We start from the raw sequence: 15,339 nt of genomic DNA, 5'->3' as shown, positions 1-15,339 counted from the left end.
CGATTGCATTGAATTTTTATGTGAACCAAAGTATCATCATTAACAGCATTAAAATCGATAGCATTACGACCTCTTCCGTTTTTCAAATTGGAACTGCAGGTAGTATTAAAGCTCTTTCTAAATTCTCAAATTCTGGCGGATTTACAGAACCTCTTCGTCCATTACAGGCGAAAGGACAAATTATTTCCATCAAACCATCAACTAGTTCTTCTTAAGGTATCCTTGTCATAAATATATAGCAGGAATATATTTCCCCTCCCTATTGAAAAGGAGGTTTCACAAATGAATCAAGATATATATACTTACCTACACCAACTTCAACAAGCTCTCCAAATACAGCAGCAAACTATTCTAAATCTTGAAGAGCAAGTTCGCCTACTACAAGAAGAGCTTAATGAGTTAAAAAGTCGTCCCTCCTCTTCTATAGGAAAAGTGGAATATAAATTCGATCAATTAAAAGTAGAAAATTTAAACGGCACTTTAAATATTGGCTTGAATCCATTTTCAACAAAAGGGCAACAAATTGAAGATTTTCAAGTGGATACAGAAACATTAAAAGTAAATCCTGAAACAGAAACAAATCCAGATTTTTATCAAGGTATCCTTCAAGAAATGCATCGCTATTTAGATGAAGAAGCATATAGTCGAATTCTCCATTTTGAACAAGAAGAGAGAACGCCGCTTGATGAGATGTATCGACAAATGATGGTGGATGACATAAAAAAACAGATGGAACATAGACTTCCATATTATTTATCACAAGTTCAATCGTATGAGGGTATTTCCTCAGATCCCGATTATTTACGAGACGTCATTATTCAAGCGATGAAACAAGATATTGACAAGGCGTTCCTTTCCTTTATTCAACACATACCGGGTAATTTCCGAAAGGAGTAAGTATGTATGAATTTAAATGTTGTGAACCGCGAGTTAAAAGTAGGGCAGATTAAAATGACCGGGGTTTCTTCTTCCGCATTATTTTTAATTGGAGATGCTAACCTTCTCATCCTTTCTTCTATTCTTGATACGCCATTCGAATCCGTTACAGAGGGACCATTTGTACCATTAGTAACAGATGTCCCTCCGACTCCAGGTTGAGGAGAGGAAAAATTATGCTCCGTCATACTTCAGTTGTACAAAATGTTTCTATCATTTCTATGGGGGTTGCAGCTGTCTTCCAGGCCGGGGATGCTAATCAAATAGAATTAAAAAATAGAGCGCTTATCGTTCATCGAGAAATCCCTTGTTATATAAAAGGTGAAGGTCGTTTTGATGCGTTTGAAATCTTTACAGATGAGTACATTACAATTCCAAAGCGAACAACAGATGTAAAACTAAATATTGTAAATGAGTGCCCTTTTATTGAAGTAAATGATGTTCACTTGCGAACGCTTTTAAATTCCGCGTGCTTCCAAATCGGCAATGTTGACTATGTTTTTAATAATTCTCGCACGCTACAAATCCGCCAATTTATTACTGATGAACCTTCCTCTAAATAATTCATATAGTAATTAAAAAGCTTAGTAAAGTAGGTGGATGGTATGCCTTCGGTTGTAGGAAATCTTGTCGTTCAAAACAGTAACGGCTCTTTCAACTTAGGAGATTTTTATAACGTGTCTCCGAAAGAAAATACGAAAGCTTATAACGGATCCGGGGCTTCCAATGTCGGATTTGTCGTCAACACTTTTAGCGGCGTTAGCGCAACAAATACATTTGATTCGGACGTTGCAGACCAAGATCAAATTGGAACAGCGTAAAAAAGAAACAGCTTTAGCTCTATTTTGTGTAGAGCTAGGGCTGTTTCTTTTAATTTTAACATCTTACATATTTACGTTTGAACCCGAGTCTTCCTCTATCAAGTTCTTTATGAATACTTTCGTAAGCATTTAGAAAACTGCTTTTTTTGTTGTCCCGTTTTAGCTCCACTATGCCTACTTCCTTTGCAGTTTCAACTGCCTTTTCATGTAGCGGCACATATGAAATCCCCACAGTGTTTAGAAAATTATTCATAGCGGATTTCGTTCGTTCTGGCGCATCGTGAATTGTATTTTTCACAACTTCTAGCATATTGGTAATCTTACTTTCGGAAAATTCATGGTCTTTTCGATTCCCTAAAAGCCAGCAGTAGCAACTCCAGCCCGCTGACATTCTTAGTTCGTCACCACTTGCAATCCATTTATCAGCAACGTCTTGTGCAAAATCTGATTCTGATAAAGTTACTGCCACCACATAATCGGACAGCATATAAAAGTACGCCCCATCCATCCAACGATCAAAATCCGATTCGTTCATAGTTTTTGGATTTGCAATAATGCCTGCAAAGTACATCGCATCATAGTTACCTGTAGCATAAAGCTCTTCAGCTAAACTTTGATTGATTTTTATTTTCTTCGCGATTGGTTTCATAGCACCTGTAGCTACTCCAAAAAGTGGCTCCTTTGCACCATTGGATATGTATATTTTTTTAGTTCGTTCCTTGCTGAGAGTTTCAAGCTCTTGCATTACTGTTTCAAAATCCATCGTGTTGCACTTCCTTCCTCAATATTATAATCAATTCGCTTATCTTCTTTATCAAGTTCTCTATACTTCATAACTCCATCTTTTAAAGCGTTTTGTCCATCGATTTACGATTTTCAAAATGGGATTTCGTTATACGCGTTTATCTAGCTAATTAATACCGATTATAAAAACTAATCATTAATGAAGATGCTACTCCCCGCTAATGATTAGTTTTTTTATTTAAATGATAATCCCTTATCTTCTAAAGCCGCTCTCAATTTAGGTAAAGATGCTGGCCCTATACCGTGCAGTTTCAAAATTTCTTTTTCACTATACTTTGAAAGTTCTGCTTCAGTCGTTATTCCATGGTGCTCTAACGCTCGCCTTGCTGGTGCTGAAAGAAGAGAAAGAAAGCCTTCTTTTGGCTTTCTCTCTTTCTCACAGGTTGGGCAAGTTGGACAATCGCTACTTTTGTAGTACTCGTGTCCTTGATCACAAGTTCTTAACGTCGCCATAATCCATAGCCCCTTTCTAAGCTCTATTCGTCAATATTTACAACATGATTTCCATCAAAGAAATATAAACATTTCTCTTTCACAGGATGTTTTAAGCTTTTCTCGAGTGCTTTTGCATATAGTGAAAGCTGTACTTTGTATCGGTCTTCTAAAATTGGTTTCGCTTGATCAAATCCGCCTGTGAACTTTCCTTCAATCGTATCTGTTTTAAAGTCGATTAAAGTAATTCCGTCTTCCTCTTCGATCATGCAGTCGATAACCCCTTGGACAAGTATTGATTCGCCTTTCTTCCCTTGCCAATCTTGATACGCTTCTTCTGCTGAAAGCATCATCGTAAATGGTACTTCGCGCTCAACACTTTTTGCTGCTAATACCCTTTTACCTAAGTCACTGTCAAAGAATGAAATTACCTTTTCAATCGCTATTTCTTCAGCTTGTTCAAATGTTAATAGTTCTTTATTTACCATTCTTGCAATTTGTTCTTGAAGAACTTCGATCGTAATTGGTTTCTTCAAATCTACATGCTGCATAACGGCATGGACTGCTGTCCCTCGCTCTGCGTATGTTATCCCTTTTTTCTCCATAAAGCGCGGACGTGTTTTAATTGGTGCACGAAGTTTTTTAATAAAGGCGTTATCGCTACCTTCTTCAGATTGATAATTTCTCTTTATTTCTGTAACAGACTGTTTCGCACGGTGAGATGTCGCGTCCGCATACCCGTATTCCCACATTAATCTGTCGTACACTTCTTCTTTCCGTTCACTTTCTAACGGAACAGCTTTTTTATCGCGAAGCGCTTCTAATAACTCTTGTTTCTCTTCTTGAACTGGTTCTGGCGCAAGTAAATCTTTTCCTTCAACAACTTCTACTTTCCAGCTAGCACTATATTCATAAATTTCGCCTGGAATATTTCCTTGTCCTAATTCAAGAAGCCTTTCACTATCACGGTGTCTATATAAGGAAGGTGCAATCCAGTCTAAGTAGCAAGATGCTCCAGCGCGTATATGGTCTGGTAATAACCATTCACTATGCTCTCTTGCATCGAGCCATTTTTCCATTTCTTTATTTGCATCTTTAACTGTTCCAATTAAAATTAACTTCTCTTTTGCACGTGTTAACGCTACGTATAGTACGCGCATTTCTTCCGCAATTAATTCCATCTTCATTTTACGCTTAATCGCTAGTTGCGATAATGTCGTATATTTAATTCGTTTACGAGGATCGATAAATTGTGAACCGAAACCGAAATCTTTATGAAGTAAGAAACGCTTCATTAAATCTTGTGTATTAAAACGGCGACCAAGTCCAGCTACAAATACGACTGGGAACTCTAGCCCTTTACTTTTATGAATCGTCATAATGCGAACAACATCTTCTTGTTCTCCGAGGGCTCTCGCCGTTCCCATATCATCTCCGCGTTCTAAAATACGCTCAATAAAGCGCAAGAAGCGGAATAATCCTCTAAACGATGTTGCTTCATATTGTCTTGCGCGATCATATAGTACGCGTAAGTTTGCCTGCCTTTGCTTTCCGGCTGGTAAACCGCCGACAAAGTCGTAATAGCCTGTCTCACCGTACACTTTCCAAATTAAATCAGAAAGAGATTGTTGACGCGCAAATTCACGCCACCCTTGCAGTAAGTTATAAAACCACTCTAATTTATCATGCAATTCTTGTTCTTCTTCAAGCGGCGCTCCCTTTAAGAATGAGCTCATCACTTCATAAAACGAGCCTTTCTTTCCGTGAGCACGAAGCGTCGCAAGTTCTTCGTCATTTAGTCCAACGATCGGTGAACGAAGTACAGCTGCAAGCGGAATATCTTGCATCGGGTTATCAATGACGCGGAATACGTTCATCATAATATTTACTTCTGTCGCTTCAAAGTAACCAGTCGCAAGGTCAGCATATACCGGAATTCCTTGTAGTTTTAACTCTTCCATAATTTGCGGCGCCCATGGCATGGAGCGAAGTAAAATAACGAAATCACGATATTGCACTGGGCGCATACTATCAGTTTTACGATCATACACTGCATAGCCTGAATCGACCATTGCTTTAATACGCTGCGCCATAAGACGAGCTTCAAGCTGCGCTTTTTCTACTTCGGCACCTTCTTCACCGTCTTGCACTTCTTCCTCAGTTTGCTGAATACATAATAGCTCTGCCCCTACATCTTCACCTTCTGGATAGCTAGCACCTAGCTTTAATTCAGCGTCAGCATCATAATCGATTTCGCCGACTTCTTCGCCCATAATTTGTTTGAAAATAAAGTTCGTACCTGCTAGCACTTCATGACGGCTACGGAAGTTTTTCGCTAAGTCAATCTTCATTCCGCCGCCCGATCCTTCTTGTGTGAAACGTTTATATTTTCCTAAGAATAAACCAGGCTCTGCTAGTCGGAAACGATAGATTGACTGTTTTACGTCACCAACCATGAACAAGTTTCCTTCACTCTCAGAATCTTTCGTTACGAATTTAATAATTGATTCCTGTACGAAGTTCGTATCTTGATATTCATCAACTAGTACTTCAGCAAATTTATTACGATATTGAAGTGCTACTGCTGACGGCTTCATTTCACCGCCTTCACTTTGCTCGCTTAAAATTTGCAAACAGAAATGCTCTAAATCTGTGAAATCGACCATTCCTTTATCTTGCTTAATCGCTTGGAAACGCTCTGTAAATACTTTTACAAGCTTCACGAGTTTTTCTAATACAGGATGCATATCTTGAAAATCTCGTAAGAAACTTTCGGGTCTGCGGCTAAATAGCTCTTCTTGTAATTTCTTCACTTCATCTTTTGCTTTATTACGAAGAGAATCTACTTGTTTTACAACATCTTCGTTGTAATCACTTTTTTTAATACGCTTTAACGTTTGCCACGATACATTTTGCATCGCTTCATAAACGCTTGTCCACGATCCACGAGCTGCTGAGGATAACGTTCCAAGTAAAGCTAAATCCGCTTGTAAAGTTTCAACGCGAGGCGCTGGACCATCAGGAAGCATTGCGAGTTCAGTCGCCTTACGAATATGCTTTTCCGCTGTTTCAAGCTGAAACTTCACATCTTCTAATAAGTAAGAAGCGTACACTAAATCTTCAATCGTCTTTCCTTCAACGTCGTATGCTTCTACTAATTTATCAAGCCACTTCTCCGGGTTTGGATGCGCTCTTGATTCTGTATGAAGCGCTAAAATCATTCGTTGTAAGTCATCGTCACTACGGTCACTCGTATAACGATCAACTAGTTCAAAGAAAATACTATTATCTTCGATTCCATATTCTTCTTCTAATATGTCATCTAGCACTTCTTCTTTTAATAACTCATTTTCTGTTTGGTTCCCAATACGAAAACGAGGATCGACATCAAGCATGTAATAATATCCTCTAATAACTTGTAAACAAAATGAATGAATTGTAGAAATGGAAGCTTTATTTAATAAGCTAAGCTGCTTTCTTATATGCTGTGAACCTGGCCCATCAATTAATACTTTTTCTAACGCTTCCCCAATTCGATTTTTCATTTCTTGCGCCGCTGCATTCGTAAATGTTACAACGAGCAGGCGGTCGACATCGACTGGATTTTCCTCACTTATAATCTTTTTAATAATACGTTCAACTAATACCGCTGTTTTCCCTGATCCAGCTGCCGCTGCGACTAAAATATCACGTCCGTTCGCTACAACCGCTTTCCACTGGTCATCTGTCCATTGACTACCTTCTGGTTTCTGAGGCCAATTTTCTATCATTCTCCGCCAACCTCCTCTCTAATTTTCTCCATCGCTTCGCTATCTTTCATATCTTTTAACGTACGGAATTGGTTATCTTCAAGTGATTCATCAAATTGACAAACAGATTTGAAGTTACAGAACGTACATGCCGCTTTATTCCCCTTTTTGTAAGGAGCAATATCGATAACACCTTCTGTAATGTCTTTTCCGATATTTTCAAACGAGTGGTGTACATATTTTTGAAGTACGTTAAACTCTTGTTCACTTGCAATGCTAGAACGCGCACTAAAACTACCATCTTTTTTCAGACCAGCAGAAATAATATCAGAGCTTCCTGTTGAAAGTTTATTATCCATTAAACGCACAACGTCAGCATCTCCTAGTACGAGACCTTTCATTTTAAATTTCTTTAAAATTTCTTTCTCAATTTCTTCTTCAGATGCATCGCCTTTCATCTCAACAATCGGGTTATGAATATGGAAATACAATACACCCGCCGGTGATGCAGTACTGCCCTTTTTCATCCACGTATGTGCATTTGAAGTAACAACATCTAAATACGTTAACATTTGAAGTGCGAGTCCGTAATACACTTCTGTTAAATCTAACGCTTTCGAACTTGATTTATAATCAATAATACGAAGGAACGTACCACTCTCATCTTCCGCCTTATCAACACGGTCAATACGGCCAACTACTTCCATCTTCACACCATTTGGCAACGCAAATTCCATTGGCGGAAGAGATCCAGTCCCGCCCATACCGAACGGTACTTCTAAATCAACTGGTACAAATCCACTCGACTTCGCGTGTTCACGAAGAATAAGTGACGTACGGAAAATGATTTGTTGTAGTTTTTGCTTTAAATAGAAATGACGGTTCGAACTTAATAAAATTTGTCTTTGTAATAACGGTGCAATTTCTTCTATTACTAAAGCAGAAAGGTGTTCACACTCTTTTATTGATAAATCCGCCCAAGTCCGATTTTCACGTAATAGCTTGTCTGCAATTCTCTTCAGCGCTGCATGGAATAATTCACCGATATCTGGCGCATCAAGTTTGAAAATATCACGCTCTCTTAGCGATAAACCGTGCTGGGCAAAATGAGCGTACGCACAGCGATTAAATAGTTCCATACGAGAAACGCTTCCCTTAATTGTATCTCCATATAAATCCCTACTTACATCTGTACTTAGTTTCTGTGCACGATTTCGGTAGAATAAACTTGATAACACACGGCTACTTTTTTGCTTCCATTCATCTGAAGTAACGTAGAAGTTATATACGTCCCACCAAAAGTCTAAATTCCCTTCAAATCCGTATCGCTTCCACGTTTGCAGTTGCTGCATGACATAAGACAACGTTACTTCTGGCGTTGCTACATATGAGATTTGTTCCGAACGCGATAAGTCATTTACATCATTCGTAATAAACGATTCTTTCACATCAGGGAACATTCTTTTTATTTTTTTAATAAAACTAGAAGCAAGTAACGTCTTTCCTTCTTCATCCGCAAGCGGACAGGAAATGTATAACTTCTCAGATGCTCTCGTCACCATTTGATACATAACGAACTGTTCTTCTAATAAAGTTTGTCTCGTCGTTGGTGCTAATTCGATACCTGCAGCGGTGAGAACATTTCTTTCCTCATCAGAAAGCATACCTTCATCCATAGGCGCTGCTGGAATCACTCCTTCATTTACTCCAATAATGAACGTCGCTTTAATATCTGATAATCTAGAATGATCAATGTTAGCAACTAACACTTGATCTAGTGACGGCGGAATGTTCGCAAATTGAAGTGCCTCAAGACCTGTCGACATAACCTCCGTAAACATTGAAAGGGACATCTTCTCTTCGCCAAGCATCTCAACGAACGTATCAAGAAGATTCATCACTTCTTCCCATACTTGCTCATGGTCTGTCGCAAATAAGAAATCTCCATTTTCTTCTGCACGAACACGTAATTCTTCTAGTTTTTTCGGAACGTCAAGCTCCTCTAAAAATAAATATACCGCTTCGCACATTTGCATAACTGTTCCAGCACGCTTCAGTCTTTTTTGCATACGAATAACTGGCGTTCTTACAACGTCGCGAAGTCGATTTATTCTCTCTTCCATTTCACGCTCACTGTCTGTTATCATTTCGCTCGCATCATCAAGAGAACGATAACGACGATACATCCACGGATCTTCAGAAGTCCATCTCTTCCCTTGTACACCGTACGCTAAACAGTAGTTTTCAAACTCATCCATCTCTTCGCGCATCGCTTCTTTTCTTACATCTAATGGATATAAAAGCTCTGTTTTCACGCAGCGAAATACTGCATCATAACGCCAATTCCCGCTAATAATCTCGAGTGCAGAACGAATACATTCTACTAGCGGATGATGTGACATTGGGCGTTTTTCATCGATGAAATGCGGGATATTATAATCCGTAAATAACGTTCGCATTACGTCGTAATAACTTTCTCCGTTACGAAGAAGGACTGCGATATCTCGGTAACGATAGTCTTCATCCGCCACAAGTCTTCTAATTTCACGAGCTACACCTTCTACTTCAGCTCGTAAATTAGCTGCTGTACTAATTGTTACACTCGCTTCACCATGATACTTTTCATTCGGACGCGCTTCATAATGCGTTTCTAAATGAGCTAATGCTGGAGAATGAAAACGCGGTTGTTCCATAAGTGGAATTGTTTTTTCAATTTCTATTTTCTCTTCACGCGCTACTTGTTTTATTCGTTCATACGTTAACGTCGTTTCATAAAATAAATCTAGTTCATTCACTGGCTGCGCTAACGTTTTTTCATCTATCGTTAATGTTATTGTTACTCTTGTTCCTAATCTCATTAGCCCTCTAACGATTTCTAGCTCTTGAGGAGAAAATGAATGGAATCCATCTATATAAATTTCCGCGCCTTTTACATACTCAGAGTCTGAAAGCTTCTCAATTAATAATTGTAAGTAGTCTTCTGAATCTAAATACTTTCCGATTAAAGCACGTTCAAAATCATCATATAGTAACTGTAAATCATACACTTTATTCGCTAGTAGCTTTTGCTCTGCACTACTACTATGCGCATCTAATTGTTGCCACATTTCATATACGTTAGATGGCGTCACATTATAACGTTTAAACTCCGCAATCATACTACCAAGATGTTCAAAGAAACCGTTTTGCTCCGCTGCTTTTTGAAACACCGATAATCCATCTTTACGAGATTCTACAATTTTACGAAGTAACATATGTACACCGGCTTCATCAATATGAAGACGACTCGCTCCGCCAACTTCTTGCAGCACCTTCCACGCTAATCGCGAAAAACTAAAAACTTGTGCCCGAATAGAACCTCTTACCTCTTCACTCCCAATTAACGCCTGCTGCGTTTGGAATGTCATCTGTTCTGGCACAAGATATAATATTGTTTTCCCTCTTGGGCGCTGTTTTAACTCTTCTTGCACTTCGTGTAAACAAAGTGTACTTTTTCCACTTCCAGCTCTACCAATCACAAATCGAAGTGACATGTAACCCCACCTTTCACTTACATAACGAACGTTAGTTTGCTACCATAATTGTATTATAGGACGATAAAAAAGACAAACATACTCGTTTGTCTTTTCCTTATACTTCATTTTATTATATCAACCTTTTGAAAAATTCGTTTGCACCTCTCGAATCGGCCAATATCGTAAATCAACTTTACCGACAACTGTATCAGCTTTCACAAAACCGAAGTGCCTACTATCCCAGCTACCAAGGCGGTTGTCGCCAACTACAAAAATAGAACCAGGTGGTACAAACTTTTCTTTCGTTAATTCTTCTAATTTAAAATCACCTGTTAATTGCCGTCCATTTATCTCTTTCTTATACGTCTCTAAATAAGGTTCATCCACGAATTGTCCGTTTATATATAATTTATCATGCTTATATTCGATATGATCCCCAGGTAAACCGATAATTCGCTTTACATAGTCCTCTTTTTTATTCGCATGAAAAACGACGACATCAAATCGATTCAAGTCCCCTACTTGATAACTCACCTTATTCACAACGAGCATATTTCCATCTTGCAATGTCGGCATCATTGACTTCCCCTCTACAACGTACGTTGAAAAGAAAAACGTTCGAAAAAATACAGCTAATAGTACACCAATTAAAATTGTTCTTACCCACTCTAGCCCTTCTTTTTTCAAAGTTTTCTTCATTCGCTTCTCCCTTCGCCCTTTAATGATGAAGCTTATCTTTACAAAGAAGACTTTTCCTAATGTAGTTCTAACTTTACTTCAATTTTTTTACCAACATACCATAAAATAAAAATAACAACGCCCACAATAACCGATTTCACCGGCTTATGAATAAATGAGACTAAATCATGACCGATATACGTTAAAATAAAGATCATAACAAGCTTTCCAAATGCTAATGCTAGTCCAAACTGTTTTACGCTAATGCGAGACAAACCAGCTACAACATTTATAAGCGCAGATGGTGTGAACGGAAAACAAAATATAACAAAGATTGGCGCGAACCCTTTTCTTTCAATCCATCCCATCGCTTTTCGCACTCTCTCATGCTTATTTACAAAAGAAAAGAAACGACTTCTTCCAAAGCTACGAATAATGAAAAATACAAGCATTGCACCAATTACTGACCCAATCCATGAATAAAGAAAACCGAACCAAAAACCAAATGCAACAGCATTCGCCAACACAAACACAATGAGTGGCAATGCCGGAATAAGCGCCTCAATCATCGGTAAGCCAATACCGAGAAGCGGTCCGAACGCACGATAACTTTCAACAATATGATCCATATTTTCTGGTGAAAAATACTCTTTGATCGTTTGAAAATCCATTCTACACTTTACCCCTTTACTCTAATTACTACCTCTACTGTATCATTGCTTAAATGAAAGAGGAAATGGTAGATACGACATATGGAGATGTATTTATTAAAGTTTCCATATCATTCGCTAGAATTCCTTCATTATTATGCTATGATAATCTTTCAATATTCGACAAGACATGAGAATAATTTAGACACCACGCACAGATTATAACTTAACTGTTACATATTATAAAAAAGAAGAAACTACAGAAAGTGTCAATCTGTAGTTTCAAAAAAACCTTACTACGCGTAAGGTTATTTCTACCTGTATGGAAATGAGTAATGACAAATAATTGTTATACCTTCAAACAATTCTCCTTTTCTAATGACTAGTTCTTACAAGAAACTTTTTTAGTAAGCGTATACTATCAATCACGATAAGTATTAATAAATATAAGAAAGATAGTATTAATACTGTACTTGGAATAGGTAACATTCGAAATTTGTATAAAAACTTATCAATCATATATATATCTTGCTCATTCGTTATAGTAGTAGGAGTGAATATAAGGTGCTCTTGCCAATTATCTATCCAAGTTAAATCAACTGCGGAAAATTGCATTATTCCTAACCACAAGTAAAGAAAAATCGGTATGAGAACCATATATTGTAAACTATGTAATATCTTTTTTCCTTCTTACATTCAATAATTTGAAAGACAATAAGTGTCAGTACGTACACAATCGATAGAAGAAATACTATGGTGACAACTGGTTGAATTGAAAAAGCAAATAGCAATTTATCAATTTCACTAATTTGACTATATTCTGTTGCATTTTGAGGCGTAAAAATAAAATGTTGTTTATCAGCACCTATCATTAACTGACTGCCAACGAAACCAGTAAACATAAAGGTAAGAAATAATATAGGCAAAACAAGAATATATTGCGCCCAAAATAACATGGTCCTTTTCAACATAACAGCCCCCTTTTTTATATAATAAGGAAAGAACTATCCTGTATACCGCGAATATAAAACGATATATAATCACACTACATTAAGTATATTTAGGAAAATAACCCTTATATTGTAATTATATATCACCTTAAGTTATTAGAGAACGAAAATTCAGGAAATTAACCTTGTTTTATTTATGAATCTTACCGTGCAAATAGTATATATAACAAAATCAAAAAGGATGAGTCTCCCCATCCTTTCCCTCTCACACTTCGCCTTCCTTCACAAAATACACTTTCTCATATGCTGGTGTTAATTTAGATTCTTCATTTTTATCAATCTCTTTAAAGCAAGGATTTCCTTGTTTTTTCTTACGATCTTCATACTCTGTCCGTAATTTCGCTGTACGATTTTGCTGATTTTCAAAGCTACTTTTTGAAATTTCTAGTTTCACAGCGAAACCATTTATAAATCTAATAATAAGATTTCCATCTTTTAATTCTTTATTATCTTCAATATGAAAATGAGATAACCACGCACACTCTTTTCGAGAATAAGAATACGTAGGGAAAAAATAAAGTTGATCTGTCGGGCTAATTGCGATAGGAGCTTTATGTGTAATACGAGTTAACTCCTTCGTTCCTTCTTTTCTTCCAAAGAAACTAGAACCATGCTTCCGGCAACTTCTCTCTATAATATCAAGAGGCTTTTGAAATACGAAAAAAGAATCTTCCATTTCTACAATTCGCGTAACAACTTTTTTTCTCCTAGAACAACAGGAAGTAAGGCCATTGTATTTTTGCTTACAACATAGTTTTCGACATAACGTTCTACTTTACTTTCCATAGTCTACTGTCTGCTACTACAAATATAGGCAAATGTATATCCTTAGAGTATGTAGTTTTTGCACACTAAGAATATTTTTATCTATACTCGCTCTTTTGTTAGTAACAGATTTTTCACCTCTCTTTTTTAAATTTTCGATTGCTATTTAATTTCCCTTCTTCATTTCCCTTTTATAGTAGCACCTACGAAAAGGAAATGGTTTACATTATGCGATTCTTTACAAATACTTATAATAAATCAAATATAATACAAATATGTTAATAACAATATATGGATATCAAAAGAATAATCTGTATAAAAAAAGGATTCTATATACGAAAAAAGAATTTATATCATTTGTAATATGTTTAACACATTCCCCTTTTCATATAATTACAGCAATTAATTTTGCTATAATTAAAATATAAATCAAATATACGGAGGTCTCTCATGGAAGAAAAGCAAGATCATCCAACAATTCAAATGAAAAATAGTAGCATTGTTATCGTAAAAAATTCAGCGAGTATTATATTCGGTTTATTTTTTATTTTACTGTTCTTCGCGAAGCCTTTTCGTAAATCTAAATGTCCAGAATGCAAGAAACGTGAAAAGAAAAAAGCTGTGAAAGAACACTAAAAGGCCTTCCTTTACGGAAAGCCCTTTTTACATACTGATTGCCATTTCCTTCATTCTTCTTCACCCTCAAAAAAACCTACTATTTTTTCTTCCAAGATTCTCTGTATCTCTTTCAACCTGTACTATGATTATATATGGTTCTTGATCTAAATACCGAGAATGAGACTTCCTCAAATCAATTACCGTCACTTTATCATTTTCATAAGTTTTCGAGTACGCCTTTATTTCTTCAATCGTACTTTTTAGGCTGTCTTTATTACTAATATAAATATCGTATATCTCAACAACAAAAAAAGGATGGCATAAGCCATCCTTTTTTCTATAATAAACTATAAAATTATAGTTTGATTACGTTTTTAGCTTGAGGTCCACGGTTGCCATCTTCGATTTCGAAGCTAACTTTTTGGCCTTCTTCTAAAGATTTGAAACCATCAGTTTCGATTGCAGAGAAATGTACGAATACATCGTTTTCGCCTGGAACTTCGATGAAACCGAAGCCTTTTTCGTTGTTAAACCATTTTACTTGTCCTGTAACTGTCATAATTATTTCCTCCTACGAAAATACATTTTATTTAGTCTTCATGTATAAAAAAAGAATCCACACATTATCAAATTCGAAACATAAACTAGTTCTCACATACTTTTTCCCGTTTGTTTTCGGCATTTGATAATATATGGATTGCTTAATTTAATTATTCAACTGGTATTATCATAACACACTTAAAATAGAATGTACAATCTTTTTAAAAATAAAATTTCTAAATTTTAGTATTTCTTATAAAATATAACCATACCTATTCTAATAAGGAGGCGTGTATGACAGAAATAATCCCTAAAAAAACATTAAAGAGAATTGAAAAAGATATTGAAAATAACAACCTTGGAAAAGCAAGAGATAGATTACACGGATTAATCACTACTTATCCGAATGAATTAGCACTTAGGAAAAAACTCGGTGACATTTACTTTACATTACAATACCCAGAAATGGCTGGACGGTATTGGTATCTTGAAAAAGAGAAAACAGATGTTATGCACGCGGCATGTCTACAATTTGAAAAATCGATGGGAAACGACTCTTATCATATTGTACGTGCTTTAAAATTCAAAGGAGATCGTAACATTATTACAGGACTACACACCGAACGTCCCTTACAGCCATTGCAGAAAAAAGTGATAGAGGAACTAATTGATGATTATGAAGAAACATGGAAAGACAAACTATTTACATGGGGCTGTCTATCATTATTCGCATTCCTTCTTTTTACTGCTATCGTTGGTATATTCACTATATTGGATTGGATATTTTAAATAGAAGTGAACGTCCCACAATACGACGACAA

14 protein-coding genes and 4 pseudogenes are annotated in these 15,339 nt (G+C 36.6%); 7 read left to right on the top strand and 11 right to left on the bottom strand.

The window, feature by feature from the left end:
• Positions 1-8: 8 nt before the first annotated feature.
• The 5 genes from gerPB (at position 9) to gerPF (ending at position 1,757) form a co-directional block, all read left to right on the top strand.
• Complete coding sequence (gene gerPB, locus JFT95_RS03945) at positions 9-215, top strand: spore germination protein GerPB (protein ID WP_001012506.1); 207 nt, start codon at positions 9-11, stop codon at positions 213-215.
• Positions 216-282: 67 nt separating this feature from the next.
• A complete protein-coding gene (gerPC, locus tag JFT95_RS03940; protein ID WP_002087034.1) occupies positions 283-897 on the top strand; it encodes a spore germination protein GerPC in 615 nt (204 codons plus the stop codon).
• A 6-nt stretch (positions 898-903) separates the two neighbouring features.
• A complete protein-coding gene (gene gerPD / locus JFT95_RS03935) occupies positions 904-1,098 on the top strand; it encodes a spore germination protein GerPD (protein ID WP_002087035.1) in 195 nt (64 codons plus the stop codon).
• A gap of 14 nt (positions 1,099-1,112) precedes the next feature.
• On the top strand, positions 1,113-1,499 hold the full coding sequence (locus JFT95_RS03930; RefSeq protein ID WP_002087037.1) for a spore germination protein GerPE: 387 nt from the start codon (positions 1,113-1,115) through the stop codon (positions 1,497-1,499).
• A gap of 42 nt (positions 1,500-1,541) precedes the next feature.
• Complete coding sequence (gene gerPF, locus JFT95_RS03925; protein WP_001141570.1) at positions 1,542-1,757, top strand: spore germination protein GerPF; 216 nt, start codon at positions 1,542-1,544, stop codon at positions 1,755-1,757.
• A 55-nt stretch (positions 1,758-1,812) separates the two neighbouring features.
• Here the strand turns inward: gerPF and JFT95_RS03920 are convergent, their stop codons facing one another.
• From JFT95_RS03920 to JFT95_RS03880, 9 genes and pseudogenes are all read right to left on the bottom strand, one after another.
• Positions 1,813-2,520 carry a DNA alkylation repair protein gene (locus tag JFT95_RS03920; protein WP_201051505.1) on the bottom strand — a complete coding sequence of 236 codons (708 nt, stop codon included), beginning with the start codon at positions 2,518-2,520 and terminating at the stop codon, positions 1,813-1,815.
• A gap of 215 nt (positions 2,521-2,735) precedes the next feature.
• A complete protein-coding gene (locus tag JFT95_RS03915; RefSeq protein ID WP_002011271.1) occupies positions 2,736-3,014 on the bottom strand; it encodes an RNA polymerase alpha subunit C-terminal domain-containing protein in 279 nt (92 codons plus the stop codon).
• Positions 3,015-3,037: 23 nt separating this feature from the next.
• Positions 3,038-6,763, bottom strand: coding sequence for a helicase-exonuclease AddAB subunit AddA (gene addA / locus JFT95_RS03910; protein WP_201051503.1), 3,726 nt, complete (start codon positions 6,761-6,763; stop codon positions 3,038-3,040).
• The gene (gene addB / locus JFT95_RS03905; protein WP_201051501.1) at positions 6,760-10,275 is read right to left on the bottom strand and encodes a helicase-exonuclease AddAB subunit AddB; all 3,516 of its coding nucleotides are present in this window, start codon (positions 10,273-10,275) and stop codon (positions 6,760-6,762) included. Before addB ends, addA begins: the two co-directional genes overlap by 4 nt.
• 117 nt (positions 10,276-10,392) lie before the next feature.
• The gene (gene lepB, locus JFT95_RS03900; protein WP_201051499.1) at positions 10,393-10,956 is read right to left on the bottom strand and encodes a signal peptidase I; all 564 of its coding nucleotides are present in this window, start codon (positions 10,954-10,956) and stop codon (positions 10,393-10,395) included.
• Between the two features lie 56 nt (positions 10,957-11,012).
• Positions 11,013-11,606 carry a TVP38/TMEM64 family protein gene (locus JFT95_RS03895; protein WP_002011278.1) on the bottom strand — a complete coding sequence of 198 codons (594 nt, stop codon included), beginning with the start codon at positions 11,604-11,606 and terminating at the stop codon, positions 11,013-11,015.
• A gap of 354 nt (positions 11,607-11,960) precedes the next feature.
• Positions 11,961-12,556, bottom strand: a pseudogene (locus tag JFT95_RS03890) (DUF4306 domain-containing protein).
• 244 nt (positions 12,557-12,800) lie between these two features.
• A pseudogene (locus tag JFT95_RS03885) lies at positions 12,801-13,381 on the bottom strand (competence protein ComK).
• 49 nt (positions 13,382-13,430) lie between these two features.
• Positions 13,431-13,517: pseudogene (locus JFT95_RS03880) on the bottom strand (RNA-guided endonuclease TnpB family protein); the annotation flags it as partial.
• 293 nt (positions 13,518-13,810) lie between these two features.
• On the opposite strand from JFT95_RS03880, the gene JFT95_RS03875 reads away from it, so the two are divergent.
• Complete coding sequence (locus JFT95_RS03875; RefSeq protein ID WP_002011281.1) at positions 13,811-13,996, top strand: hypothetical protein; 186 nt, start codon at positions 13,811-13,813, stop codon at positions 13,994-13,996.
• A gap of 50 nt (positions 13,997-14,046) precedes the next feature.
• Here JFT95_RS03875 and JFT95_RS29440 read toward each other — a convergent pair.
• Positions 14,047-14,275, bottom strand: a pseudogene (locus JFT95_RS29440) (hypothetical protein).
• 58 nt (positions 14,276-14,333) lie between these two features.
• Entirely contained in the window at positions 14,334-14,537 is a 204-nt protein-coding gene (cspA, locus tag JFT95_RS03870) for an RNA chaperone/antiterminator CspA (protein WP_002011282.1), read from the bottom strand.
• A gap of 275 nt (positions 14,538-14,812) precedes the next feature.
• Between cspA and JFT95_RS03865 the strand changes: the two genes are divergently transcribed.
• Positions 14,813-15,307 carry a DUF6584 family protein gene (locus JFT95_RS03865; protein WP_002011284.1) on the top strand — a complete coding sequence of 165 codons (495 nt, stop codon included), beginning with the start codon at positions 14,813-14,815 and terminating at the stop codon, positions 15,305-15,307.
• Positions 15,308-15,339: the final 32 nt, after the last annotated feature.

Source organism: Bacillus sp. TH17, from assembly GCF_016651125.1.
Lineage (GTDB): Bacteria > Bacillota > Bacilli > Bacillales > Bacillaceae_G > Bacillus_A > Bacillus_A mycoides.
Note: the sequence above shows the minus strand (reverse complement) of the source record. Positions and strands in the feature narration are given on the sequence as shown.